Below are 24,087 nucleotides of genomic sequence, written 5' to 3' on the forward strand. Positions count from 1 at the left end.
AGACAGCCTCTCCCTCCTCTCCACCGACGGCGGCACCCTCCTCATCCCCACCACCACACCCACCAACCTCGACACCCTCATCACCCACCTCTCCCACGCCGCCAGAGTCCCCATCACCGCCACCACCACAACCACACCCACCACCGACATCCCCACCGCCACCGACCAAACCCACCAACTCCTCGACATGGTCACCCGCCTCCAATCCACCCCCGGCCTCTACCGCTTCGACGACCTCGCCCTCGAATACCAACTCACCCGCCCCGGACCCGGACGCGACCACCTCCACACCCTCCTCAACCCCCTCGACCACCACCCCGAACTCCTCACCACCCTCCAAACCCACATCGCCAACAACCTCAACCGCCAACGCACCGCCCGACTCCTCCACATCCACACCAACACCGTCGACTACCGCCTCAAACGCATCGCCCAACTCACCCACCTCGACCCCACCCAACCCAGCGGACTCTGGTACCTCCGCAGCGCCCTCATCGCCCGCACCTACACCACCACATGAGGCGCCGGTCGCCGTATCGCACCGGCGGTCAGCGGGCGGCGTGTCCCCGAATTTCGGCGACGTAGGCGCGGGAAACGGTGCAGGTCAGCAGATCCAGCATGTCGACCAGGAAACTGCGATCGGCCACCGGATCGGTGGTTCCGTTGCCGCCCGCCGGGTCGATGCGATTCAGGGTCGATTTCACCCCGTCGTGAATCGCGTGCTGCACCATATCGATCGGTATGCCGTCGCGCGCCCACACCCCCGCGGCGTATTCGAGTCGCCGCAGCGCCCGCGTCGCCCCGCTGGGCGCATCGCCGAGCAGGATCAGCGCCAGTTCGAATCCCATCCGCATGACTATCGCGGGATCGGAATGCGTTGCACTCCTGGAATTTCCGGAATCGAACCCATCGCCCTCCGCGGATTCCGCATCCCAGGAGTCGTAGGCCGGCATCGCGCTCCTTCCGTGCGCCCGATCCGCATCGCACTGACGAAGGTAACGGTGACGCGCGGTGATTACGAGCAGTCGGCGCGGGTTGGCCCAAACATCCGAACCACAGGGGTCCGCGGTTGTGAGATCTCCCAATAATCGGCCGGATTCGGGTCGTCCGTCCGCAATTCGGACGGCGCCGTCCGGCATGCGAGAACCGGCGAGATATTCCGGCGAATCCGTGCGTACTCGTGACTCCGGCCGCACTCGGCTGTCGCCGAAACCATGATAGCCTGAGTGTGATACATGCTAGCGTGATTATCACGCGAAGGAAAGCGATTGGGACGGAAGAGATTTCGTCGGGCGTATGATCATCATGCAGCAGTGCCTCGTTTCGTCGACCTCCCGGGCCGCGCGTCGCGCCGATACGCTGGCACCCATGGGAGCCCGATTACGTACCGCGCGAAAATTACTGCTGGGTCGCGAGATCGAACACATGATCAGCGCCGCGGGGGTGAATCAGGCGGAGGCCGCACGGATCATCGACACCAGCCAGAGCCGGATCGCGATGTTGATCAACGGCGCCAGCTCGATCACCGTGGGCGATCTCGAACGCCTCGCGGTCGCCTTGGGATTCACCGACCCCGGCTATCTCGACAGCCTCGAGGCGTTACGCCGGGACAACCACAAACGCGGTTTCTGGAATACCGGTCACCGCCGCGCCTACCTCGAGGAATTACGTCTGCTGGTGGACCTCGAGGCCCATGCCAGCCTGCTGCGGGTCACCGAGGCCGAGATCGTGCCCGGACTGATCCAATGCGAGTCCTACATCCGGGCCCTGCACGAACCCCCGCACGACGCGCAGACCGCGTCAGCCGATCCCTGTGCGGTCACCGTGGAGGATTCGGTACGCGCGCGGCTGGCCCGCCAAGACGTCCTCACCGGCCCCGCCGCACCGCGGTTCCACGCCGTGCTCTCGGAATCGTGCCTGCGCCGCGAATACGGCGGCCGCGCGGTGATGGCCGATCAACTGGAATACCTGCTCGACCTGTCGCATCGGCCCAACATCACCCTGCAGGTGCTGCCGTTCACCGTCCCCACCCGGGGTGCGGGGATGGAGGACCGCTTCACCCTGGTACGGGTCCCCTCCCCCGGCGCGGCGGGCGACCTGGACATGGCGATCGTGGAGAGCCAGGGCGACATTCGCTACATAGACGACAAGTCCGCGGTACGCGCCCGCGAGACCGTCTGGGACCGATTATCCGCGGCCGCAGCGGATCCCGATCGGTCGCGAGCGTTCATCGACCGGATCGCGCGTTCGTTCCGACGCGAGAGCGTCACCGGGACGTGACCCACCGTCCGTAATCTGCAAAGCCTAAGGAGTGCCGGGCCTCTATGAGCGACAACGACTTTCCCTCACGCGACTTCGACACGAGCCGGCCCTCGGCGGCGCGCATGTACCACTACTACCTGTCGGGACAGGCGCTGTTCGACGTCGACAAGGTTTTCGGTGAGCGGGTGTTCGCACTGTTCCCGCACGCCGACGCTTGGGCACGGCACAATCGCGAATTCCTGCACCGCGCAGTCGATTTCATGGCGGCACTCGGAATCCGGCAGTTTCTCGACATCGGCGCCGGCCTGCCGACGGCGGACAACACCCACGAGATCGCGCGGGCCCACGACCAACGGACCCAGGTCGTGTACGTGGACAACAACACCGAGGCGGTGGCGCGCTGGCTCGACCTGCTGCGCGGCGCCGACGCTCTCGCCACCACCGCGGTCGTCGATGCCGATCTGCGATGTCCCGACGATATTTTCGACCATCCCGAGACCCGGCGCCTCATCGATCCGGATCAGCCGCTCGGATTGCTCATCGTCGGCGTCTGGCCGTTCGTGCCGGACAGCGACCGCCCGTACCGTCTGATGGCCCAGCTGCGGGATCGGCTCCCGCGCGGTAGCTGTGTGGCGATGAGCCATGCCGGTCTCGACGACGCATCCGAGGATGTCAAACGCGGAATGGCCGCAGCGGCAGAGCTCTACAAGCAGACCTCGGATCCGTTGACCCTGCGCCGCCGTGACGATTTCGCCGCCTTCTACGACGGCCTCGAGCTCCTGAACCCCGGGATCGTGCACGCCCCCGATTGGCGGCCCTCTGCACCGGTGGACATGGCGGATCCGGCACGGCCGTGTAATTTCGCGGCCGTCGGCTACAAGCCGTAGCCGGCACGGTCGGCGCGTCGGTCCGCGCATCGGTGCGCCGGCAGCTTTACTCCGTAGAAAGGGCATCCGATGATGCGGCCACCGACCTTCACCGTAGGCGAATTCCGAAAAGCCTCAGCCAGTTCCCCGCACCAGAACTGCGTGCGCGTCGCACGCAAACGCGGATGGACCGCCCTCTGGGACGACAAGTGCGCTACTGCCGCCACCACCGCCATCACGGCCGTGGGCAGCACCGAGATACTGCTGGTGACCGACGAACAGTTCGACAGCTACCAGGCCGGTATCCGCGCCGGGCGCACCGAGCGATTACCGATCACGCAGTGGCGGCGCCCCGACGGACGCTACGTGCTGCGTACCGAAACCGGCCGTCCCGCAGCGGATGTTGAGCTCGTTTTCGATCGGGCCGAGCTAGACGCCTTCCACCACGGTGTGCGGACCCACGAATTCGATCTGCACAGATTCACCGCACCGAGGCTCGACGGCACCGAATATGACACTCGCGCAATCGGTCTCACGGCCCGAATACCGGCCTAGCGGCTCCCACACGCCTCCGGTGCCCGCCCGAGCGGGCACCGCTCCCTTGAAAACTCCTGCGCCGCAGGGTGTCTGGATCAGTCCGAGCCCGCGGCGGCGTTGTCCAGCCGCACCCGTACCCGCACCCGGCCCTTCTCGTCGCGCGTCGCCACGGCATGGCCGCGGCGGTCCCCACCGTCCAGGTGCAGCGTGATGGGGCCGCCCTCGCCGGTGAAGTTGCGCCACCAGCTCTTGCGATCGGGCATCGCGACGCCGATGAGGATCGAATCGCCGGAACGCCGGTAGTTCACCGGTGTGCTGAACGTCTTACCCGACTTCCGCCCGACATAGCTGATCTCGACGAACCCCTTGCGCATCAGCGGGCCGAGAACCGGGGCCTCCGTCAGCGTGAGTACCACCGAATTGAAGCCGCGCACGGCCGATTTGACGTCCACCTGTTGCCTCCTGACTGGCCCGACCGAGAGATGTCACTCTACCGGCGGGCAGTGACATCGTCAGGCGAGCGGCGACATTCAGCCCATGTCCGGCCCGGACCGGATCTCGGCCCCGAGCAGGTGCCCGGCACGCCGCGGCGATCGGCCGGCCGGCCGGCACCCCGCCGCACCGCGGCCGCCGGCGGAGGCGTCCGTGGCCCCGTCGATGGTCCGGTTCGGTCCGCGCACGGGGGGCTCCGGCGTCGGCTCCGGCAGGGCACCCGCCAGCCCGGCGCCGATGCCGAGTGCCGGCCCGGCGACCGCGCCCGGGGCGAAGGCGGCGATCACCGCGCCACGCCGAGCGGGCCACGGCGACGTCGCGCGCACCATCGCCCACCAGACCCGGATGCCGTCCGAGGCCGCATCGCAGACGCGCAGATACGGCGCGGCGGCGTAACCGGCGGCGAGGATCAGTGCCGCACCGGCGGCGCAGTCGAGCAGATAATGGTTCGCGGTGCCGATCACCACCAGCGTGATGAGAATCGGGTACCCGACACCGGCCCAGCGGACGAGCGGAGTCCGGCCGAAGCGGTACAGCATCAGTCCGCACCACAGCGCCCAGCCGACGTGCAGGCTCGGCATCGCGGCGAAATCGTTGGTGAGCGAATCCAATCCGCGTGGCGTGCTGGCATCACCCTGCCACCAGCCCACCGAGGCGTGCAGTGCCATCACGTCGACGAAACCGTAGGACTCTTCCAGCAGTCGCGGCGGCGCGGTGGGCAATGCCACGAATCCGACCAGACCTGCGACGGTTGCGATGCCCAGCTGGGTGCGAGCCGCCCGATACTGCTCGCGGTGCGCCCACCACATCCAGATCAGGATCGCCGGAGTCACGACGTAGTGCAGCGTGGCGTAGGCGAAGTCGGCCGGTATCGCGATCCAGGCGTGGCCGACGAAGATCCGGTTCAGCCACAGTTCCGGGTCCAGCCGCAGCCAGTCCTCGATCCGCAGCAACGCGTGCGCGTCGCGGCGGGCGTGGTCGAGACCGCTGCCGACCAGCAGCCGGGCGCCGTCGTAGGCGAAATACACCACGACGACCAGCACCACTTCCCGAAACCAGCCCCCGGCTCGCGCCGGAACCTGCGCGAGCGGACCCGAGATGGTTGTTGCAGCCACGAACCGACCTCCACGACGAGGGCTGACGTACAACGTACGGTACGTCGTACGTCCATATTACAATGGCGTCGAGACCGGATTTCATCCAGACCGGAGAAGTTGCCGTGACATCTGAGCCCGCCCGACGAACCCGAACCGGGGGCGGCCGCCGCCGAGTACCGCGCCATACGCTCAGCGCCGAGGCGATCGTGGACGCCGCGCTGCGCATGCTCGACGACACCGACTGCGAGGGCATCTCCATGCGCGCCCTCGCCGCCGAACTGGGCGTCGGCACGATGACGCTCTACACCTACTTCCGCAGCAAGGACGAACTGCTGCAGGCCGCGCGCGATCAGGTGCTCGACAGCTTCCATCCCCCGGCCGTCTCGGGCGACTGGGCCGACCGGGTGCGGGCCTGCTGCCAAGCGCTGTACCGGCTGCTCGTGAAGCGCCCGGCGGTGCTTCGGGTACTCGCCGTGAGACCCGACGGCGACGGCGATTTCGCCGATACCGCCACCGCCGCACTGGAATTGGTGCTCTCCCAATTACGGGCCGCCGGCCTCGGCCGACAGGAGACCGCGCGCGGCTACCTGGTGCTGTTGCAATACACCTTCGGCTCGGCGCTGCGGCATGTGTTCGCTCCAGTGCCCCGCAACGGTGAGAACATCCCCAGCCGCCTGCAGATGCTGGATCCGGTCGCCCATCCGACGATCGCCGATCTGATACCGGAACTGGCGATCACGCACGGCAGCGGCGAGGAGCAGTATCTGTTCGGCCTGGATCTCATCCTCGACGGGTTGCGTAAGGCGGCCGCGGCGCAGCACTAGACCCGCGCTGCCGTCCACCTCGCGGCGGCCGGTCGATCGACAAGCGCAGGGCCACGTCGGTGATCACCGTCTCACGCGGCGTTCAGCCGCCGCGTTTGCGGCGATGGCGGCGATGGGTCGTATCGCAGAGCGGATAGATCCCGGAGCGGCGGCAGGTGCACACCGCGACGACGAACCGATCGCAGCGCACGACGCGGCCGTCGTCGGTCACCAACTCCACCGGCCCCTCGACGAGTGCCGGACCGTCCTTGGTGAGCGTGACCCGGGTACGGCGGGCCGGGCGGGGGGTGGGCTCGTCATTCTCGATCGGCACGGATCACCACCAACTCCTCTTGCCGTGTTCCCGGTTCGATCAGGCGCTGTTGCTCCAGCCAGTGGGCCCGCCGGCTCAGCACCGGACCGAATTCGCAGGTTTCCCGCACGACGATCGCGGCCTTGAGCCCGCCGTCGCGCAGTTGTCGTACGGTCAGATCCGGATCGCACAGCGACGAATGCACGATCAGCGCGATTCCCTTGGTGCGCAACAACTCCGGCATCAGCCGACACAGCGGATCCAGCAGCGCCCGGCCGCGCGGTCCGCCCTCCCAGGCGCGCGCCCGGCCACGTGCCGGAATTTCCGCGGGTCCCGGCACATAGGGCGGATTCGCCAGCACCGCGTCGAAGGTACGCCGGTGCAGCACCCGGCCGAAATCGCCGTGCAACAATTCCAGCGGCACCCCGTGCAACCTGCTGTTGAGCCACGCCGAGGCCAGCGCCCGCCGCGAGATGTCCACCGCGGTGACAGCGGAGGCACCGGTCCGCCCCGCCTCGATCGCCACGGCGCCGGTACCGGTGCATACGTCCACTACCTTGGCCCCCTCGGGGATGGCGGCAGCCCCCAGCGCTCTGATCAGCAGTCCGGTATCGGCTGTCGGGGCGTAGACGCCCGGTGCGCGGAACAAGTTCATGATCGCCGAATACCCGCCTTCCGATGATCAACCCGCGCGATCTCGCGGGATCGCCTCCGGGTCGCGCAGCGAGCTGCGCCCGGCCGACCAGCTGTCGAGCATGTGCCGGTCGATGGCGTTCTCCAGCAACGTCGTCGCCTGGATGCCGAAGACCATCGGTGCGATCAACTCGGGCTCGCGAGCCGACAGATCCCCGATGACGTCGCGGCGCATCACCTGTTCGTGCACCGCGTCGGCCTCCACGTGTTCGGCGTAGAAGCGCACACACGCCGGATGCGCGTCCAGTCGCCGCAGCGTGTCGACCATGCGGCGCGCCGCGGGTGGCGACCCGATCTCCACGCTCGCGAAGTGGCCGACCAGCTCGCCCCGGAACTGCCGGTGCAGGCCGAACAGCGACATCATGTTCACCAGCGCCAGCATCGGCGCCGGGACGGCATCGAGATAGTGCAGGTAGGTGTCGTCGAGGCCGGCGCCGGCCAGCAGATCGGCGAACAGCTGAGCGTGGACGTCCTCGCCCCGGCCGGCGCCGAACTCGTCGTATTCGACCGCGACCAGCGCGGCCTTCGCCTGACCGCGCAGACGAGGAATCACCCACGCGTAGGGATCGGCCTCCTTGTGGTGGTAGATCGAACGGTGCGCGAAGTATTCGCATACCTGCCACCACTGGCCCTGCTCGTTCAGGAAGTGCCCGACGCCCGCGCCCTCGACCGGCTCGACGAGCAGATCGTCGAGTTCGCGGTCGAGATCGTCCCCGCCGGGCACATCGCGTCGCATCGCGGCCAGGAACCGGTCCTCGAGGTGGGCGCGCATGCGCAGCAACGCCGGGTCCCACTCCCACCGCGGGTCGACGGAACCGAAACCGCGGTAATGCAACTCGTAGCACAGGTGCAACGCCAGCTGCAGATCCTCCCCGTACGGGTCGGTGTTATCAGTGTCGAAATCGACATGGCAGGCGGTGCCGTTGAGCAGTGCGCACAGACCGGCGGACAGCTCGCCGCGCGGCTGCGGGAGCGGCGGCGCGCCGGTATTCGGCGTCACCGGCGCCGGGGCGGGCCGATGCCGGGACGCCGAGAGGTGCCGATGGCCGGATGTTCGGCGCACTTCGGGGTGCGGAATCTCCATAGGCGCCGCATACCCGGTGCTCGTCGCCTTCAATCGGCGCACCGGGGGAGACCGGTTCGAGCGCGGAGCGGCGGGTATGCGCGAAACAGAGCATCCCGTCGCCCGTCGAAAGGAGCACATTGTGAACGACCCGACCGGTTCCCGAGCTCCCGGGGACGACCTCACCGCCATCGCGATCAGTTGCACGCTGAAGAAGTCGCCCGATCGATCGAGCAGCGAGCTGATCGCCGAGCAAGTACTGCGCGAACTGTCGAACCACGGCGTGACCGGCAAGACCGTGCGCGCGGTCGACCTGGATATCCGACCCGGCATCACCGCGGACGAGGGTGACGGGGATCAATGGCCACAACTGCGCGAACAGATCAGCGCGGCCGATATCGTGCTGATCGCCACGCCCACCTGGCTGGGCCACATGTCCTCGGTCGCTCAGCGCGTGCTCGAACGCCTCGACGCCGAACTGTCGGTCACCGACGACGAGAACCGGCCCGCCATGGTGGGCAAGGTGGGTATCGCCGCCGTCGTCGGCAACGAGGACGGCGCGCACAAGATCTGCGCCGATACGTTCCAGGCACTCAACGACATCGGCTTCACCGTGCCGGCCCAGGGTTGCACGTACTGGAACGGCGAGGCCATGAGCGGCGTCGACTATCTGGACCTGGACAACACTCCCGAGGCCGTCGCGACGACCACCACGGACATGGCGCGCAATGCCGCGCACCTGGCACGGACCCTGAAGGCCGCGCCCTACCCGGCCTATCCGTCGTAGGGCCCGGGCGGATCGCACAGCGAATCTCCATGTTCGAGGAGCCGATATGTACACCTACAGCGCCGGACCGCGAATACGGGCGAGCGAGCCCCCGGCCCCAGAACCGGTTCCGCCGCAGCCGGTTCCGGATCCCACGCCCGAACGTCCGATCCCGGCCCCGGAACCCGATCCGCGGCCGCCGTTCCCGGAGCCCGATCCCGTGCCGGGCCGTCCACCCGGACCCGGCCGCCCGATACCGGGACCCGCCCCGGATCCGATCCCCGGCCCTCCGCCGCCGGACCCCGGCCGGCCGATACCACCGGAGCCCATTCCCGAGCCGCTGCCTGATCCTGGCCGGCCGATCCCCGGCCCAACGTCCCACCCGAACCCGGCGGTACCCGGCCGTGATCCGCGGCCCACGGTTCCGCAGGCCGGTGTTTTACCGGCCGCACGCCGGGCACCCGCCGGACATGACATCCGATGAGCAGACCCCTGGAACACATCCGCAGGTCACCACCGAGGATCTGCGGATGCTGCTGGACGCGGGCAGCCCCGGCACCCGCCTGGTGCTGACGGAAGGCCGGGTCCGGCTCGCCACCGACAGTGGTGAGGACGGAGTGGAGTTGATCCGGCGCCCCGAACTGGCCGACCGCATCGGCACCCACCCCGATCAGCACGAACTGGCCGAGCAGGCCGAACTACTCAACACCCTGATTCGCATGCAGGGCGCCTGAGCGCCCGTGCGAGCCCCGAGAAGGAGGCGAGATGAGCCGACCCGACCGAGAGCCCACCGTCCTGGTGGTCACCTCGCAGACCGGTGTGGAACGCGACGAGCTACTGGAACCGCTGAAGCAGTTGCGCGACACCGGTATTCGCGTCACCCACGCGGCCCCGTCCACCGATGCGGTGCAGACCTTCGTGCACGACACCGAAGCCGACACCACCGTCGATCCCGACACCGATCTGGCCTCGGTATCGGTGAGCGATTTCGACGCGCTGGTGGTGCCCGGTGGCACCGTCAACGCCGATAAGTTGCGCACCACGAAGGAGGCCGTCGACCTGGCGCGCGGATTCGCCGACGCCGGAAAGACCATCGCCGCGATCTGCCATGGCCCGTGGCTGCTGGTGGAGGCCGATCTGGTCCGCGGCAAGACCATGACCTCGTATCCGTCGCTCCAGACCGATGTGCGCAACGCGGGCGGCCGGTGGGTCGACGAGCAGGTGGTCCGGACGCAGGACGGCTGGACGCTGATCACCTCCCGCAATCCGCGCGATCTGGACGCGTTCTGCTCCGCGATCGAGACCGAAGTGAGCGCGAAGTGACCGGAGAAGGGTGAAGGATCGGTCATGGTGAAAGCCCCGGGTGCGGCGGAATTCGTGCCGGACACCACGGATCTCGCGCGATTGCGCGAGGCCGCCCGCGGATGCCACGGCTGCGATCTGTACCGGAATGCGAGCCAGACCGTCTTCGGCGAGGGCCCGCCGCACGCCCCGATGATGATGATCGGCGAGCAACCCGGCGACCGCGAGGATGTGGCCGGACATCCGTTTGTCGGCCCCGCCGGGGCGCTGTTGAATCGCGCCCTCGCCGATGCCGGAATCGACCGTGACGCGGTATATCTCACGAACGCGGTGAAACACTTCAAGTTCACCGAGCGTGGTAAGCGTCGCATCCATCAGAAGCCCGGGCGCACCGAAATCGTCGCGTGCACGCCCTGGCTGACCGCCGAACTCGACGCGATCCGCCCGCAGTTGGTGGTCTGCCTGGGTGCGGTGGCGGCCCAGGCCGTCTTCGGTCCCGCTTTCCGGATCACCCGCGACCGCGGGCGGCTGATCGCGCACGACGATCGCCGTGCGCTGGCCACCATTCACCCGGCCGCCGCGCTGCGCGCTCCCGATCGCGCCGACGCCTACGACGGTCTGGTCTCCGACCTCACCGAGGCGGCCACCGCACTGTCCGGAACGAGCTCGTAGAAGCGAAAACGCTTGCGGCACAATACGGCCGCCGCCGGTGGTCCGGCGGCGGCCGTTGCTGCCGGCGACGGGCGGCCGAAGGGTGTCAGCTCAGTTTCAAGGAGCGGCCGATGATCTCCTTCATGATCTCGGTGGTGCCGCCGTAGATGGTCTGCACACGCGCATCCATATACGCCTTGGCGATGGGGTATTCGCGCATGTAGCCGTAACCGCCGTGCAGTTGCAGGCACTTGGTGATCAGGTCGAGCTGTTCCTCGGTGCTCCACCACTTGGCCATCGCGGCGTCCTCGGCCGAAAGCGTGCCGGCGTTGAGCGCCTCGATGAAGCGGTCGACCAGCACGCGCACCGCGGTGGTCTTGGTGGCCAACTCGGCCAGGACGAAACGCGTGTTCTGCTGGGCGCCGATCGGTTTGCCGAAGGCCTTGCGGTCGCGCACGTACTGGATGGTGGTTTCCAGGCAGCCTTCCATCGCGGCGGCGGCCATCACGGCGATCGACATCCGCTCCTGCGGCAGGTTCTGCATCAGGTGGATGAAGCCCATGCCCTCGGTGCCGAGCAGGTTCCTCGCCGGAACCCGCACGTCCGTGAAGCTGAGCTCGGCGGTGTCCTGCGCCTTGAGACCGATCTTGTCGAGGTTGCGGCCGCGCTCGAAGCCGGGCATACCGCGCTCGACGACGAGCAGCGAGAAGCCCATCGCCCCCTTCTCGGGATCAGTCTGCGCGACCACGATCACGATGTCGGAGTTGATGCCGTTGGTGATGAAGGTCTTGGCGCCGTTGATGACCCAGTCGCCGCCGTCCTTCACCGCACGGGTCTTGATGCCCTGCAGATCCGAACCGGTGCCCGGCTCGGTCATGGCTATGGCGGTGATGATCTCACCGGAGCAGAAGCCGGGCAGCCAGCGCTGCTTCTGCTCGTCGTTGGCCAGCTCCAGCAGATACGGCGCGATCACGTCGTTGTGCAGCGAGAAGCCCAGACCCGAGTACTGCCCCTTGGTGGTCTCCTCGGTGATCACCGCGTTGTAGCGGAAATCCTTGACGCCGCCGCCGCCGAACTCCTCGGGCACCGCCATGCCCAGGAAACCCTGCTTACCGGCCTCCAGCCACAGCTGCCGATCCACGACTCCCGCCTGCTCCCACTCGGCATGGTGCGGCGCGACGTGCTGATCCAGAAATTTACGGTAGGACTCCCGGAACAGATCGTGTTCGGGCTCGAAAAGGGTGCGCTCCACGCCAACCTCCTAGTGACCACATCGGCAACTCGCCTGCCACATACGGTACCCGGAATGGGAATCGCGGTTCACTTTAGATCCGAAAAAAGTCGCCTACCTGTGCGGAAAGCTCCAGCAAGTAATCTCTGCGCACCCTGAACGCGGGTAAACCTCTACAGCCCGACAGTGCCGCGGACCCGGCCCCACAGGGTGCGACCGCGATCACGATCGCGCTCGGCCAGCAAAGCGGTGATCTCCTCCTCCAGCGCCTTGCGCACCACCTGCTGCAACTCCTCCGCGGCGGCGTCCAGATCGGTGGCGTCCTGCCACGGCGTGGTCTCGATGGGCGTGCCGATCGAGTAGTAGAACCGTTCGGGCCGGGGCACGACGGTGGGGCCGATTCCGCGCAGGAGCGGCGGAGTGAGATTGCCGCGGATACCGAGCGCCTCGACGGTCCAGCGCAGCGGGCTCATCACCGGATGATCGCCGTCGAAGACCACGTCGAACACGTCGTCGGCGCCGATCATCGCGGTGGGCAGGATCGGCGCGCCGGCCTCGATCGCCATCCGAGCGAAGCCGGTGCGACCCTCCCATTTGAGATGGTACTTCTCACCCTTGCGGCGCATCGCCTCGCGGCCGCCGCCGGGGAACACGATGACGGCCTCGCCGTTCTCGAGTAGGGTGCGGCAGTTGTCGCGCGAACCACGCACGCTGCCGATCCGGTGCACGAGCTCGCGCACCGGCGGCACCCGCATCAGCACGTTCTCCGCCAGAGCGCGCACCACCCGGCCAGTGCGGTGGTAGATCTCGTGCACCAGCAGCGGCGCGTCCACGCCGCCGAGCAGCGTGTGGTTGCCGACGAGCATGACCGGGCCGGTCTCGGGAATGTTGTCCAGGCCGTGGAAGACCGGACTGTTCCACAGCCGCACCGGCGTCGACAGCGCGTCGAAAACGCGAAGATCGATGGCGGGCACCGTCATTCGCAACGGTGCGCCGTCACTGAGCGTAGCGGGAACGCTCGGCTTCGCGGCAGCGCTCGGACTTGCGGAGGCGCTCGGCGTCGCGGACTCCCCCGGTGTTGCCGGCGAGCGCTCGGCGGTGGATTCGACAGCCATGACATCGTTCCCGGACATTTGCACCCTCCCCGCAGCCGTTCGGTGAGGACGCGATTCTACCGAAAACAACTGTGGCACACAGACTACGAAAGCTTCAGTGCGAAGGCCCCGCTGCTTCCGCACTGCCGATGGTGCCCGCGTGCGCGTACCGCGACAGGGTCGGCGCGAGCGCCCGGGGGACCCGGGCCCGCACCCGCGTACCACCCTCCTCGTGCGAGGAACTGATGATGCGGCCGTCGGAGTGGATGCGCGCGAGCAGATCACCACGAGTGTACGGGAGCAGCACACTCACCTCGACATCGAGCCCGCCGAGGATCTCCGCGAGCCGTTCGCGCAACTGGTCGATGCCGCGGCCGGTGCGGGCCGAGACGAACACCGCCCCCGGCAGCTGAGCCCGCAGATGCGCCAGCTGCGTCGCGTCCAGTGCGTCGATCTTGTTCACTACCAGCAACTCCGGCGGTCCGGATCCCTCGCCCTGCTCACGCAGCACATCGGTGATCACCTCGCGCACGGCCTTGATCTGCTGATCGGGCAGCGCGTCGGAACCGTCGACCACGTGCAGCAGCAGATCGGCGCCGGTGACCTCCTCGAGGGTGGAACGGAACGCCTCCACCAGCTGGGTCGGCAGATGCCGGACGAATCCCACGGTGTCGGTGAAGACGACCTCACGGCCGTCGTCGAGCGCGGCCCGGCGGGTTGTCGGATCCAGGGTGGCGAAGAGCGCGTCCTGCACCAGGATGCCCGCACCGGTCAGCGCGTTCATCAGGCTGGATTTCCCAGCGTTGGTGTAGCCGACGATCGCCACCGCCGGAATGCCGCTGGAGGTGCGCCGTGACCGCTTGGTGTCGCGTGCGGTCTTCATCTCCTTGATCTCGCGGCGCAGCTTGGCCATCCGCTCGCGGATCCGGCGGCGATCGGTTTCGATCTTGGTCTCACCGGGGCCACGGGTGCCCACCCCGCCGCCCGCACCACCGGCCCGGCCACCGGCCTGCCGCGACATCGATTCACCCCAGCCGCGCAGTCGCGGCAGCATGTACTCCATCTGTGCCAGCGACACCTGCGCCTTACCCTCGCGGGAGGTGGCGTGCTGGGCGAAGATGTCCAGAATCAGCGCGGTGCGGTCGATGACCTTCACCTTGACGACCTTCTCCAGCGCGGTCAGCTGCGCGGGGGTCAGCTCACCGTCGCAGATCACCGTGTCGGCGCCGGTCTCGAGCACCACCGAGCGCAGTTCGTCGGCCTTACCCGAGCCGATGTAGGTGGCCGGATCGGGCTTGTCGCGGCGCTGGATCAGCGCGTCGAGCACCTGGGAGCCGGCGGTTTCGGCCAACGCGGCCAGTTCGGCCATGCTGGCCTCGGCCTGCGCGGCGCTGCCCTCGGTCCACACGCCGACCAGCACGACCCGCTCCAGTCGCAGCTGCCGGTACTCGACCTCGGTGACGTCGGTGAGCTCGGTGGAGAGCCCGGCGACACGACGCAGCGCGCTGCGTTCGTCGAGTTGCAGTTCACCGACCGTGGGCTCGGCCGCCCAGCCGCTGCCGGCGTAGCCGCTGCCGTCGGTCTCGGCGTCGTAATCGGTCACGCCGGTGTCGGCGTCGTCATCGCCGATGCTGTAATCCTGGTCCGCGTAGCCGTCCGTCTCCGAGTCGAGCTGCTCGATCGGGGTGAACTCGTACGTTTGTGATTTCCTCATACACCTCCATGGTCCCACGCCACAACGACACGGCGCACTCGGATATTTCCGGCTGACGCCGGGAGCGGCCCCGGCACGGCGCGGCTCACACGAATCAGGCGCCGGCCCACCACTCAGCGGCGAGGTGTCCGGAACCGACCAGCACCGAGGGGCCGCGCAACCACGCCTGCCCGTGATCGATGCCGACGGTGACGGCGCCGCCGGGCACCCGGACCCGGACCTGCGCGGATTCCGCCGCCGGATCGATGCCCGCAGTCCTCAGCGCCGCCGCGGCCGCGGCGACCGTGCCGGTGCCACAGGAGCGGGTTTCGCCGACGCCGCGTTCGTAGACCCGCATATCGACCGCGCCGTCCTCGCCGAGCGCGGTCAAGATCTCCACGTTCACGCCCTGCGGGAACAACTCCGGATCGAAACCGGGCGCCACGGTGAGATCGAGCGCGGCCAGTCCGTCGGCGGTGAGCCCGGGATCGACACAGGCGAGATGCGGATTGCCCACGTCGACTCCGACTCCGGGCAACGCGCTGCCGGCGACCGTGGCGGTGGAATCGCCGAGCATCAGCACCCGGCCCATACCGACGGTGACCTCGCCGTGCACCGCGTCGAAGGAGTGCACGACCACCGAGCGCGCGCCCGCCCGGGTGCCGACCACGAATTCGGTGTCACGCTGCATTCCCGTCGCGAGCAGATAGTGGGCGAACACGCGAACGCCGTTGCCGCACATCTCGGCGATCGACCCGTCGGCGTTGCGATAGTCCATGAACCAGTCCGCCGCGGCCACACCGTCGGGCAGTTCGGCCAGCTCGCCGCGCTCCACCAGCGCCCCCGCGCGGGCGACGCGCAGCACACCGTCGGCACCGATGCCCTGGCGTCGGTCACACAGCACGGCGACGGTACCGGGGGCCAGGCGCAGGCGGGCGTCGGAGTCGGGCAGCACCACGAAATCGTTCTGGGTCCCGTGGCCCTTGCTGAACTCGATATCGGCCGCGACGGACACCGTCTGCTCCTGCTCGCTCATCGACGTCGATCCTCCACCCGTCCCGCACTATTCGCCGGCCGCACCGGCGTTCACCTTGGTTACCGACACCCGGCGCTGCCGGGATATTTCGTACAGCACGACCGATACGGCGCAGGGGGTGGCCGGCATCGCACCCGCCGGAATCCGCACCATCTCGTCGCACGCGTCGCGCCACCGCACATCGAGTTCGCCGTCGTCGGCGAACACCATGATCGTCGCATCCGCGAAGGTGTGCGCATCGACCGGCCGGTCGGCGGGCTCCGCGCCGACACCGACCAGCCGGGCCGCGACTCCGGCGCCCGCCCGCAGTTCGGCGACGCTCGCCGGCCCGGGCACCCGCAGCACCGGCACCGCGAACAACGCGCCGGCCGAGGCGCGCACACATCGCGGGTCGTATTCGTCCGCGCCGGCACCGCTGATCACCACCGCGGCGGCGCCGAAGGCGTGCGCGGTGCGCAGCACACTGCCCAGCCGCAGCGCGGAGGCCGGGCGATCGATCACGACCACCGGACGTGCCGGATCGAGGCAGACCTCCGATCCGTCCCGGCTGCGGGTGTGCGCCAGCGCCACCAGTTCCGGTGTGCCGGTATCGGGTTCGGCGAGTTCGTCGAGGGCGTCGCCGACCAGTCCGATCGCCGGCACCGCGTCGTTGTCGAGCACCTCGCGCGCCCACGCCGGCAGCGGGGCCCCGAGACGGTACAGCACCGCTTCCAGCGGCCAGCCGTTCGCCACCGCCGCGGTGATCGGTTCGCGGCCGTGTACGAGAAAGCGGCCGTCGCGCCGGCGGCGGGCGCGGTTGCCGAGATAGGCTCGCCACTCCCCCACGGAGGCATTACGGGTCATCGATGTGCGGGTAGTCGATGTGCGGGTGGTCGATGGGCGGGTCACTGCCGAATCGATTCCTGTTCGTCGAGCACATGGGCCAGTACCACATCCGCCAGGCGCGGATCGGCGCCGTCGACCCAGTGCACCCGCGGGTCGCGGCGAAACCACGAGCGTTGCCGGCGCACGTAGCGGCGGGTGCCGATCAGCGTGCGCTCACGCGCATGGCTCAGGTCGTATTCGTTGTCGAGATGAGCCAGGACTTGTGCGTAGCCGATCGCCCGGCGTGCCGTCAGGCCCCGGCGCAGGCCGCGGCCGATCAGTTCGCGCACCTCGTCGACGAGCCCCTGCGCGAACATCGTCTCGGTGCGGGCCTCGATACGCGCGTCGAGTTCGGCGGTCTCGCGGTCGACGCCGATGATCGTGGTATTCCATCGGGGCGTGCCGCGTTGCGGCTGCGAGGCGGCGAACGGCCGGCCGGTGAGTTCGACGACCTCGAGCGCCCGTACGATCCGCCGCCCGTCGGTGGGCAGAATGGTCTGCGCCGCAACGGGATCGGCCGCGCGCAGGGCAGCATGGACGGCCGCGACGCCGTCGCGTTCGAGGACCGCCTCCCACTTCTCGCGGACGCGGGTGTCGGTGGCCGGAAATTCCCATTCGTCCAGCAATGCCTGCACGTACATCATCGAACCACCCACGATGACCGGCACCCGGCCGCGCGCGAGAATGTCCTCGACATCGGCGGAGGCCGCGGCCTGATACGCGGCGACGGTGGCCGTTTCGGTCACCTCCAGCACGTCGAGCTGGTGGTGCGGAATGCCGCGGCGCTGCTGCGGCGGCAGTTTGGCGGTGCCGATATCCATGCCGCGATACAGCTGCATGGCGTCGATATTGACGATCTCCCCGTCCAGGCGAACCGCCAATTCCAGTGCCAGCTCCGACTTTCCGGTCGCGGTCGGCCCGATGACGGCGATGGGCGTACTCATCGCGCTCATCGCGCACCCGCCGGATACCAGACCGACGCGTGGTATCCCACACCGAAAGGTGCCGCGCGATAGAGGGTTTCGACCTTCGGATCGGCGGTGTCGATCCCGAACAGACCGGCCAGCACCTGAAAGCCGGGACGGCCCGCCACCTCGAGTTCGGCACACAGCCGCGGGTCCAGTGCGCCGAGTGCCGCGCGGTCACCGGCGTCGAGGGCGGCGTCGATCCGCTGTTGTTCGCCCTCGGCACGGGGATCGAAATATCCGGGCGAGGTAGTGGACAGGGTCGCGGCGCCGTCGGCCACGATCAGCACACCCTGGGCACGCGGGTCGGCGTCCAGCTCGCCACGCAATCGGGCCCCCAGGTCCACGCAGCGGGCCGGCTCGGCGCCGGGATCGACCGGCAGCGCCCGCGCTTCGATGTCCTCGCCGTCCTCGGCCGCGATCCGTCCGCGCAGCCATGCGCCCACCAGCAGTGCGGTCGGCCAGTCGAACCGCGGCTCACCGCCGGGCTCCGCCGCCGACAACGCGACCCGGACGTCCGCGCCGAAGCCGCGGAAACTGCCCACACCGGTCGGCGGCTCGGTCCCCGCGCCGACGATGGTCCACTGCCGGGCCTGCCGGGCCAGCAGCCGCCCGGCCTCCAGCACGGCCGCGCGCAACTGCGGTACCTGCGCGGCCGGATGGGTGGAGTCGGTCAGCGGGGTCGCACCGCCCAGTTCGGGAATCAAAACGAGCGGCGAGGGAATCAGCGCGGCGACACGAAACACCCGTCAACGGTAGCGGCCGCCGGGAAACGGCAGCCGAGGCCGCCGCTCACCGTGGTTGAGCGTGGTCCCACCACCCTCAACCGTCACTCGGCCCACGCCACCGTTCGCAAGAGAGGGCAATTCTGTCTATTGGCTGGTTGAATGGGATCTGCTAGGGCGTAACCAGGCAGCCGTGACGCGCGGCAGGGATGAGGAGCGATGACCGACAACAGCGGAACCGAGAAGGCAGTGCATCCGGAAACCGGCGCGGCGCAGCAGTCCAGCAATCCCGCCGCGAAGCGTCCGACTCCGGCCGATGCCGCCCCGAAACCCGGCGCGGCACCACGACCGGGAGTACCCAAGCCGGGGGTGCCCAAACCCGTCGCGGCGCAACGAGCCGAACCGGCGGCGAAACCGGCGGCAACGCACCACGTCAAACCGGCTCCCGTCCCCGGCCCCGCCCATGAGCATCCACATCCGGTGGTCGTGCCGACCGTCAGCGATCCCAGCGAGTGGGGCCGGGTCGACGACGACGGCACCGCCTGGGTCAAGACCGCCACCGGCGAACGCGTCGTCGGCTCGTGGCAGGCCGGTGACGCCGCCGAGGGCCTGGCGCATTTCGGGCGTCGCTTCGACGATCTGGCCACCGAGGTCGCGCTGCTCGAGGCTCGCCTCGCGGCCGGCACGGACGCCCGCAAGACCAAGGCCGCGGCCGTCGCGCTCGCCGAATCCCTGCCGACCGCGGCGGTGATCGGCGATGTGGAGGGTCTGGCGCAGCGCCTGCAGGCGATCATCGAACATTCCGACGAGGCGGCCGCCCACGCCAAGGAGGAGAAGGAGCGCACCCGGCACGAGCACACCGAGCGCAAGGAGGCGCTGTGCGCGGAGGCCGAGCAGATCGCCGCCGAATCCACCCAGTGGAAGGCCGCGGGTGATCGGCTACGCGAGATTCTCGAGGAGTGGAAGTCCATCCGCGGGGTGGACCGCAAGGTCGACGACGCACTGTGGCGGCGCTTCTCCAAGGCGCGCGAGGCGTTCAACCGCCGCCGGGGCGCGCATTTCGCCGAACTCGATCGTGAACGTGCCGCCGCGAAGGCACGCAAGGAAGAACTGTGTGCGCGCGCCGAGGAGCTGTCCGATTCCACCGACTGGGTGGGCACCGCCGCGGTCTTCCGGGATCTGCTGACCGAGTGGAAGGCGGCCGGGCGCGCCCCGCGCGAGGCCGACGAGCAGTTGTGGCGGCGCTTCAAGAGCGCCCAGGACGTATTCTTCGCCGCGCGCAATGCCGCCGCCTCCGAACGCGATGCCGAATTCGGCCAGAACGCGGCGGCCAAGGAGGAACTGCTGCACCACTACGAGGACCGCATCCCCGAGCACATCGAACCCGATTCCGCGACACTGGATTCCGCCCGCGCGGCCCTGCGCGAACTACAGGAGCGGTGGGACGCGATCGGTAAGGTGCCGCGCGAGCGTATGCACGAACTCGAGGGCAAACTGCGAGCCCTGGAGAAGCGGGTCCGCGAGGCGGTGGACGCCCAGTGGCGGCGTACCGATCCCGAGGCGATGGCCCGCGCGGCGCAGTTCCGCGAGCGGGTCGCCCAGTTCGAGGAGCAGGCAGCCAAGGCCGAGGCGGCGGGCCGCACGCGCGATGCCGAGAAGGCACTCGAACAGGCCAAGCAATGGCGAGAATGGGCGGACGCGGCCGAGGGCGCGGTCAGCCGGCGCTGAGTGCGTTCGTCGCCGGTCGGTGGTGTCGAGTTCGCCGCCGACCGGCCGGTGCCCGCCGTCGCCGCCGCTGCCCCGCAATAATCCGGACGAGGAGCCGACCATGGATGTCCGCGAGATCAATCGAGGCGTCATCGAGCAGTTCCGCGCCGGCGGCCCGATCGAGGGGATGCACCGGGATCGTCTGGTGCTTCTCACCACCACCGGCCGCCGGTCGGGGACGCCGCACACCACGCCGATGATGTTCCATCTCGACGGCGACCGGTTGCTCGTCGTCGCCTCGAACGTGGGCGCCCCGCAGCATCCGGACTGGTATCTGAACCTCGTCGCCGATCCGGCCGTGACCGTCGAGGTCGACCGGGAGACCTATCCGGCCACCGCCGTACCGTTGCAGGGCCCCGACTACGACCGGGCGTGGACGGAGCTCACCACGCTGTATCCGTTCTTTGCCGAGCACGCGAAGAAGACCGAGCGCACCATCCCCGTGGTAGCCCTGCGCCGCTGAGCGCCGCAGCGGCTACTTGTCGTCGCCGAACAGCCGGCGCCGGTCCTGCTCTTCCTGTTCGGCGGCCGCGATGCGACGGCGCTCCTCGGCCTCGAGCTGAAGCGCGGTCCGGCCCCACACCACGCGGATCCAGTGAAAGGTCAGCACCACGATCCCGATCGTGGCCAGAATCAGCCCGATGCCCGGTCCGGCGCCGTGGTAGTTGCCGAGACCGGGGGTCTGGCGGTGCCAGATCGAGAGCACCCCGAAGACGCTGCCCACCGCGGATCCGGCGACCGCCACCCACGCCAGCGCCCAGCGGCGGGTGACCAGCGCCAGCGACGAGAACCCGATCCCGAAGATCACCACGAACCATTCGAAGACTCGCGACGGCAGCCCGATGTGCTCGGCCTGTGCGTGGTTGTCGAAGGCCAGTACATCCAGCCCGCGGGCAGCCCCGGCATGCGGCAGGATCAGCGACAGCAGCAGCACGAAAACCGCGATCGCGACCACCATCGCGCGCGTCCCGGGATCGATCTCGCCGGCGATCTTGCGTTCGACGGCCTCGAGGTCGCCGCGGAATTGCTCGAAGACCTTCGACTCTGCGGGGTTCATGCTCTCCTCATTCGGCTCGGTCGCATCGTTCGGTTGCTGCGCCGGTGGCTGGTGCGGGTGCTGCGGCGCGGACGCGTCACCGGATCGCTCCGGTGTGGCGTCGCGATCGGCGTCCTCGTTCCCGCGTTCAGCCATCGGTCACGCCCCGCATCCGGTATCACAACCGGCGGCCGCCGGCTGAGTCTCACAGCCGGCGGCCGCCGGCAGCGGCTCCGGCGCACCGATCCGCGGCAGTCCGAGGCCCACCCCGATCGGTGCGGTCGTGGGCAGCACACCGCGTTCGTGCGCATCGCCGGCGCGGGTGCGGCGGTGGGTGTGGACCAGACCGTCGGCGATGAGGTGGTGTGGCGCCGCCTCGGTGATGTCGACGGTGACGATATCGCCGGGCCGGATCGCCGCCTCGCCAGGCCGGAAGTGCACCAGCCGGCCGTCGCGCGCCCGGCCGCTCATCCGCGCGGTCGCCGCGTTCTTCTTACCGGCGCCCTCGGCGACCAGCAGTTCGACCTCGGTGCCGATCAGCGCGCGATTGGCTTCCAGTGAGATCTGTTCCTGCAGTTCGATCAGCCGGTCGTAGCGCTCCTGGACCACCGCCTTGGGCACCTGATCGGCCATGGTGGCCGCGGGCGTGCCGGGGCGGATCGAATACTGAAAGGTGAAGGCGCTGGTGAACCGCGCCTGCCGGACCACGTCCAGGGTCTCCTGGAAATCCTCCTCGGTCTCGCCGGGGAAGCCGACGATGATGTCGGTGGTGATCGCGGCGTGCGGCATCGCGGCCCGCACCTTCTCGATGATGCCGAGGTAGCGATCCTTGCGGTAGGACCGGCGCATCGCCTTGAGCACCCGGTCCGAACCCGATTGCAGCGGCATGTGCAACTGCGGGCAGACGTTCGGAGTCTGCGCCATCGCCTCGATGACGTCGTCGGTGAATTCCGCCGGATGCGGCGAGGTGAAGCGCACCCGCTCGAGTCCGTCGATGCCGCCGCAGGCCCGAAGCAGTTTCGCGAACGCGCCGCGATCACGGTGGTCGGGCGCGAAATCGGCCGGATGTCCCTGCGGCAGTGCGGGTTCGGCGAAGTTCACACCGTAGGAGTTGACGTTCTGTCCGAGCAGTGTCACCTCGAGCACACCCTGATCCACCAACGCCTGCACTTCGGCCAGCACATCGCCCGGCCGCCGGTCGATCTCTTTGCCGCGCAGCGAGGGCACGATGCAGAACGTGCAGGTGTTGTTGCAGCCCACCGAGATCGACACCCAGCCGGCGTAGGCGGATTCGCGACGGGCCGGGAGCGTGGACGGGAACGCCTCCAGCGATTCCAGGATTTCAACCTGCGCCTGCTCGTTGTGGCGGGCGCGCTCGAGCAGCACCGGCAGCGACCCGATGTTGTGGGTGCCGAAGACGACATCGACCCACGGCGCCTTGCGCACGACGGTGTCGCGGTCCTTCTGCGCCAGGCAGCCGCCGACCGCGATCTGCATACCAGGCCGCTCGGCCTTGATCGGCGCCAGATGTCCGAGCGTTCCGTACAGTTTGTTGTCCGCGTTCTCGCGCACCGCGCAGGTGTTGAACACCACCAGATCGGCGGTTTGCCCGCCCGCGGCCTTGGTGTATCCGGCGTCCTCGAGCAGGCCCGACAGCCGTTCGGAGTCGTGCACGTTCATCTGGCAGCCGTAGGTGCGCACCTCGTAGGTCCGCGGGGACTGCGGATCGGTGGCCGAACCGGGGGCGCGTCCCGCAGCCGAATGTGCTGCAACCTGCATGGACGAATTCACGGGTCCAGGGTAGACGCTGCACGAAATCGGACGCCCACCCCGGTCGCCCGCGGCCGGCCCGCCGTGACGTCGGTCACGCGGGCGGGCGCCCAGGTCACCACCGGGTTAAGCGCAGGCGGCGACGGCGCGACGCACGCGCCAAAAGTGCGCATTTCGCGCAGGACCGCTCTAGGGTCGACTGTCATGACCGATGCTGCCGACGCAAGACCCGGCACCGCCAGCGCTGGGAACACCTCCGACCCGGCCGCGGCCGACGCATCCGCGGGCACCGCGACCGTTCCGCCGATGATCTCGATGCGCAACGTGGACAAGCATTTCGGTGCTCTGCATGTGCTGCGCGACGTGAATCTGGAGGTGCCGCGCGGGCAGGTGGTGATCGTGCTCGGCCCGTCCGGGTCGGGCAAATCCACGTTGTGCCGCACCGTCAATCGGCTCGAGCCGATCGATTCCGGCACCATCGCCGTCGACGGCGTCGAGCTGCCGGCCGAGGGTCGCGCACTGGCGAAGTTGCGCGCCGACGTGGGCATGGTGTTCCAGTCGTTCAATCTGTTCGCGCACAAGACGATCCTGGACAACGTCATGCTCGGGCCGGTCAAGGTACGCCGCATCGACAAGAAGCAGGCCCGCGCGCGGGCGCTGGAACTGCTCGAGCGCGTCGGCATCGCCGATCAGGCCGACAAGTATCCGGCGCAGCTTTCGGGCGGTCAGCAGCAGCGCGTGGCCATCGCCCGGGCATTGGCGATGAATCCGAAGGTGATGCTGTTCGACGAGCCCACCTCCGCCCTGGATCCGGAAATGGTCAACGAGGTGCTGGAGGTGATGGTCGCACTGGCCAAGGAGGGCATGACGATGCTGGTGGTCACGCACGAGATGGGATTCGCCCGCCGCGCCGGAGACCGTGTGCTGTTCATGGCCGACGGCCGGATCGTCGAGGACGCCGCGCCCGAAACCTTCTTCACCGCACCCGCTTCCGAGCGTGCCAAGGATTTCTTGGGCAAAATCTTGAGCCATTGATCGCAATGCACGACCGCGGCGGGATC

Annotated in this window: 27 protein-coding genes; 12 read left to right on the top strand and 15 right to left on the bottom strand. The window is 68.7% G+C overall.

All coding sequences use genetic code 11. From position 1 onward, the window contains the following. Positions 1-520, top strand: a 520-nt coding sequence (locus C5E41_RS10315) for a PucR family transcriptional regulator (RefSeq protein WP_181063189.1), incomplete at its 5' end; no start/stop codon positions are given. A gap of 28 nt (positions 521-548) precedes the next feature. Here the strand turns inward: C5E41_RS10315 and C5E41_RS10320 are convergent. Then, the gene (locus C5E41_RS10320; protein WP_104375620.1) at positions 549-953 is read right to left on the bottom strand and encodes a hypothetical protein; all 405 of its coding nucleotides are present in this window, start codon (positions 951-953) and stop codon (positions 549-551) included. A 415-nt stretch (positions 954-1,368) separates the two neighbouring features. Between C5E41_RS10320 and C5E41_RS10325 the strand changes: the two genes are divergently transcribed. From C5E41_RS10325 to C5E41_RS10335, 3 genes are all read left to right on the top strand, one after another. After that, positions 1,369-2,280, top strand: a complete 912-nt coding sequence (locus tag C5E41_RS10325; protein WP_104375824.1) for a helix-turn-helix domain-containing protein — start codon at positions 1,369-1,371, stop codon at positions 2,278-2,280. Between the two features lie 44 nt (positions 2,281-2,324). Beyond that, the gene (locus tag C5E41_RS10330; protein ID WP_104375621.1) at positions 2,325-3,149 is read left to right on the top strand and encodes an SAM-dependent methyltransferase; all 825 of its coding nucleotides are present in this window, start codon (positions 2,325-2,327) and stop codon (positions 3,147-3,149) included. A gap of 141 nt (positions 3,150-3,290) precedes the next feature. After that, entirely contained in the window at positions 3,291-3,683 is a 393-nt protein-coding gene (locus tag C5E41_RS10335; protein ID WP_104375622.1) for a hypothetical protein, read from the top strand. Between the two features lie 77 nt (positions 3,684-3,760). Here C5E41_RS10335 and C5E41_RS10340 read toward each other — a convergent pair whose 3' ends face one another. Both C5E41_RS10340 and C5E41_RS10345 read right to left on the bottom strand, forming a co-directional pair. Then, entirely contained in the window at positions 3,761-4,117 is a 357-nt protein-coding gene (locus C5E41_RS10340) for a hypothetical protein (protein ID WP_104375623.1), read from the bottom strand. Between the two features lie 78 nt (positions 4,118-4,195). Continuing rightward, positions 4,196-5,272, bottom strand: coding sequence for a phosphatase PAP2 family protein (locus C5E41_RS10345; RefSeq protein WP_181063190.1), 1,077 nt, complete (start codon positions 5,270-5,272; stop codon positions 4,196-4,198). Between the two features lie 104 nt (positions 5,273-5,376). Between C5E41_RS10345 and C5E41_RS10350 the strand changes: the two genes are divergently transcribed. After that, complete coding sequence (locus C5E41_RS10350; protein WP_181063191.1) at positions 5,377-6,078, top strand: TetR/AcrR family transcriptional regulator; 702 nt, start codon at positions 5,377-5,379, stop codon at positions 6,076-6,078. A gap of 82 nt (positions 6,079-6,160) precedes the next feature. Here C5E41_RS10350 and C5E41_RS10355 read toward each other — a convergent pair whose 3' ends face one another. From C5E41_RS10355 to C5E41_RS10365, 3 genes are read right to left on the bottom strand one after another with little or no spacing between them, the layout of a single operon-like run. Next, positions 6,161-6,385, bottom strand: coding sequence for a CDGSH iron-sulfur domain-containing protein (locus C5E41_RS10355; protein WP_181063206.1), 225 nt, complete (start codon positions 6,383-6,385; stop codon positions 6,161-6,163). After that, positions 6,375-7,025: a HemK2/MTQ2 family protein methyltransferase gene (locus C5E41_RS10360; RefSeq protein ID WP_104375627.1), complete on the bottom strand. Its 651-nt coding sequence runs from the start codon at positions 7,023-7,025 to the stop codon at positions 6,375-6,377. Before C5E41_RS10360 ends, C5E41_RS10355 begins: the two co-directional genes overlap by 11 nt. A 27-nt stretch (positions 7,026-7,052) precedes the next feature. Beyond that, on the bottom strand, positions 7,053-8,147 hold the full coding sequence (locus tag C5E41_RS10365) for an iron-containing redox enzyme family protein (RefSeq protein ID WP_104375628.1): 1,095 nt from the start codon (positions 8,145-8,147) through the stop codon (positions 7,053-7,055). A gap of 121 nt (positions 8,148-8,268) precedes the next feature. Here C5E41_RS10365 and C5E41_RS10370 point away from each other — a divergent pair, with 121 nt between their 5' ends. From C5E41_RS10370 to C5E41_RS10385, 4 genes are all read left to right on the top strand, one after another. After that, positions 8,269-8,913: a flavodoxin family protein gene (locus tag C5E41_RS10370; protein ID WP_258080879.1), complete on the top strand. Its 645-nt coding sequence runs from the start codon at positions 8,269-8,271 to the stop codon at positions 8,911-8,913. Positions 8,914-9,362: 449 nt separating this feature from the next. Continuing rightward, complete coding sequence (locus C5E41_RS10375) at positions 9,363-9,626, top strand: hypothetical protein (protein ID WP_104375629.1); 264 nt, start codon at positions 9,363-9,365, stop codon at positions 9,624-9,626. Positions 9,627-9,657: 31 nt separating this feature from the next. Then, positions 9,658-10,215 carry a type 1 glutamine amidotransferase domain-containing protein gene (locus C5E41_RS10380; RefSeq protein ID WP_104375630.1) on the top strand — a complete coding sequence of 186 codons (558 nt, stop codon included), beginning with the start codon at positions 9,658-9,660 and terminating at the stop codon, positions 10,213-10,215. A gap of 24 nt (positions 10,216-10,239) precedes the next feature. Continuing rightward, positions 10,240-10,866 (top strand): UdgX family uracil-DNA binding protein, encoded by a 627-nt coding sequence (locus C5E41_RS10385; protein ID WP_104375631.1) that lies wholly within the window; start codon positions 10,240-10,242, stop codon positions 10,864-10,866. Positions 10,867-10,951: 85 nt separating this feature from the next. Here the strand turns inward: C5E41_RS10385 and C5E41_RS10390 are convergent, their stop codons facing one another. The 7 genes from C5E41_RS10390 to C5E41_RS10420 all read right to left on the bottom strand — a co-directional run bounded on the left by C5E41_RS10390 (position 10,952) and on the right by C5E41_RS10420 (position 18,474). Beyond that, positions 10,952-12,097 (bottom strand): acyl-CoA dehydrogenase family protein, encoded by a 1,146-nt coding sequence (locus tag C5E41_RS10390; RefSeq protein ID WP_104375632.1) that lies wholly within the window; start codon positions 12,095-12,097, stop codon positions 10,952-10,954. Positions 12,098-12,249: 152 nt separating this feature from the next. After that, on the bottom strand, positions 12,250-13,209 hold the full coding sequence (locus C5E41_RS10395; protein WP_258080880.1) for a lysophospholipid acyltransferase family protein: 960 nt from the start codon (positions 13,207-13,209) through the stop codon (positions 12,250-12,252). A 76-nt stretch (positions 13,210-13,285) separates the two neighbouring features. Next, positions 13,286-14,884, bottom strand: a complete 1,599-nt coding sequence (gene hflX, locus C5E41_RS10400; protein ID WP_104375633.1) for a GTPase HflX — start codon at positions 14,882-14,884, stop codon at positions 13,286-13,288. 94 nt (positions 14,885-14,978) lie between these two features. After that, positions 14,979-15,860 carry a diaminopimelate epimerase gene (gene dapF / locus C5E41_RS10405; protein ID WP_104375827.1) on the bottom strand — a complete coding sequence of 294 codons (882 nt, stop codon included), beginning with the start codon at positions 15,858-15,860 and terminating at the stop codon, positions 14,979-14,981. Positions 15,861-15,926: 66 nt separating this feature from the next. Next, positions 15,927-16,742 (bottom strand): TrmH family RNA methyltransferase, encoded by an 816-nt coding sequence (locus C5E41_RS10410; RefSeq protein ID WP_104375634.1) that lies wholly within the window; start codon positions 16,740-16,742, stop codon positions 15,927-15,929. Between the two features lie 41 nt (positions 16,743-16,783). Further along, positions 16,784-17,707 (bottom strand): tRNA (adenosine(37)-N6)-dimethylallyltransferase MiaA, encoded by a 924-nt coding sequence (miaA, locus tag C5E41_RS10415; RefSeq protein WP_439956386.1) that lies wholly within the window; start codon positions 17,705-17,707, stop codon positions 16,784-16,786. A gap of 5 nt (positions 17,708-17,712) precedes the next feature. Next, positions 17,713-18,474, bottom strand: coding sequence for a hypothetical protein (locus C5E41_RS10420; protein ID WP_104375636.1), 762 nt, complete (start codon positions 18,472-18,474; stop codon positions 17,713-17,715). 198 nt (positions 18,475-18,672) lie between these two features. Between C5E41_RS10420 and C5E41_RS10425 the strand changes: the two genes are divergently transcribed. Together C5E41_RS10425 and C5E41_RS10430 are read left to right on the top strand one after the other, a co-directional pair. Continuing rightward, the gene (locus tag C5E41_RS10425; RefSeq protein ID WP_104375637.1) at positions 18,673-20,181 is read left to right on the top strand and encodes a DUF349 domain-containing protein; all 1,509 of its coding nucleotides are present in this window, start codon (positions 18,673-18,675) and stop codon (positions 20,179-20,181) included. Positions 20,182-20,281: 100 nt separating this feature from the next. After that, on the top strand, positions 20,282-20,683 hold the full coding sequence (locus tag C5E41_RS10430; RefSeq protein WP_104375638.1) for a nitroreductase family deazaflavin-dependent oxidoreductase: 402 nt from the start codon (positions 20,282-20,284) through the stop codon (positions 20,681-20,683). A gap of 12 nt (positions 20,684-20,695) precedes the next feature. On the opposite strand, the gene C5E41_RS10435 is transcribed toward C5E41_RS10430, so the two are convergent. Then, positions 20,696-21,277 (bottom strand): Rv2732c family membrane protein, encoded by a 582-nt coding sequence (locus tag C5E41_RS10435; protein ID WP_104375828.1) that lies wholly within the window; start codon positions 21,275-21,277, stop codon positions 20,696-20,698. A 138-nt stretch (positions 21,278-21,415) separates the two neighbouring features. After that, complete coding sequence (gene miaB / locus C5E41_RS10440) at positions 21,416-23,035, bottom strand: tRNA (N6-isopentenyl adenosine(37)-C2)-methylthiotransferase MiaB (protein WP_104375829.1); 1,620 nt, start codon at positions 23,033-23,035, stop codon at positions 21,416-21,418. 297 nt (positions 23,036-23,332) lie between these two features. Between miaB and C5E41_RS10445 the strand changes: the two genes are divergently transcribed. Then, positions 23,333-24,061: an amino acid ABC transporter ATP-binding protein gene (locus C5E41_RS10445; RefSeq protein WP_104375830.1), complete on the top strand. Its 729-nt coding sequence runs from the start codon at positions 23,333-23,335 to the stop codon at positions 24,059-24,061. Positions 24,062-24,087 lie beyond the last annotated feature (26 nt).

It is taken from the genome of Nocardia nova (genome assembly GCF_002933465.1).
Classification (GTDB): Bacteria; Actinomycetota; Actinomycetes; order Mycobacteriales; family Mycobacteriaceae; genus Nocardia; species Nocardia nova_B.

Bases quoted from the DNA above. Each gene is read 5' to 3' on its own strand.
- C5E41_RS10330 (WP_104375621.1), top strand. From the start codon at position 2,325: ATGAGCGACAACGACTTTCCCTCACGCGACTTCGACACGAGCCGGCCC.
- miaA (WP_439956386.1), bottom strand. From the start codon at position 17,707: ATGAGTACGCCCATCGCCGTCATCGGGCCGACCGCGACCGGAAAGTCG.
- C5E41_RS10360 (WP_104375627.1), bottom strand. From the start codon at position 7,025: ATGAACTTGTTCCGCGCACCGGGCGTCTACGCCCCGACAGCCGATACC.
- C5E41_RS10395 (WP_258080880.1), bottom strand. From the start codon at position 13,209: ATGTCCGGGAACGATGTCATGGCTGTCGAATCCACCGCCGAGCGCTCG.
- C5E41_RS10435 (WP_104375828.1), bottom strand. From the start codon at position 21,277: ATGAACCCCGCAGAGTCGAAGGTCTTCGAGCAATTCCGCGGCGACCTC.
- C5E41_RS10445 (WP_104375830.1), top strand. From the start codon at position 23,333: ATGATCTCGATGCGCAACGTGGACAAGCATTTCGGTGCTCTGCATGTG.
- hflX (WP_104375633.1), bottom strand. From the start codon at position 14,884: ATGAGGAAATCACAAACGTACGAGTTCACCCCGATCGAGCAGCTCGAC.
- C5E41_RS10425 (WP_104375637.1), top strand. From the start codon at position 18,673: ATGACCGACAACAGCGGAACCGAGAAGGCAGTGCATCCGGAAACCGGC.
- C5E41_RS10385 (WP_104375631.1), top strand. From the start codon at position 10,240: ATGGTGAAAGCCCCGGGTGCGGCGGAATTCGTGCCGGACACCACGGAT.
- C5E41_RS10320 (WP_104375620.1), bottom strand. From the start codon at position 953: ATGCCGGCCTACGACTCCTGGGATGCGGAATCCGCGGAGGGCGATGGG.
- C5E41_RS10430 (WP_104375638.1), top strand. From the start codon at position 20,282: ATGGATGTCCGCGAGATCAATCGAGGCGTCATCGAGCAGTTCCGCGCC.
- miaB (WP_104375829.1), bottom strand. From the start codon at position 23,035: ATGCAGGTTGCAGCACATTCGGCTGCGGGACGCGCCCCCGGTTCGGCC.
- C5E41_RS10380 (WP_104375630.1), top strand. From the start codon at position 9,658: ATGAGCCGACCCGACCGAGAGCCCACCGTCCTGGTGGTCACCTCGCAG.
- C5E41_RS10410 (WP_104375634.1), bottom strand. From the start codon at position 16,742: ATGACCCGTAATGCCTCCGTGGGGGAGTGGCGAGCCTATCTCGGCAAC.
- C5E41_RS10375 (WP_104375629.1), top strand. From the start codon at position 9,363: ATGACATCCGATGAGCAGACCCCTGGAACACATCCGCAGGTCACCACC.
- C5E41_RS10325 (WP_104375824.1), top strand. From the start codon at position 1,369: ATGGGAGCCCGATTACGTACCGCGCGAAAATTACTGCTGGGTCGCGAG.
- C5E41_RS10365 (WP_104375628.1), bottom strand. From the start codon at position 8,147: ATGGAGATTCCGCACCCCGAAGTGCGCCGAACATCCGGCCATCGGCAC.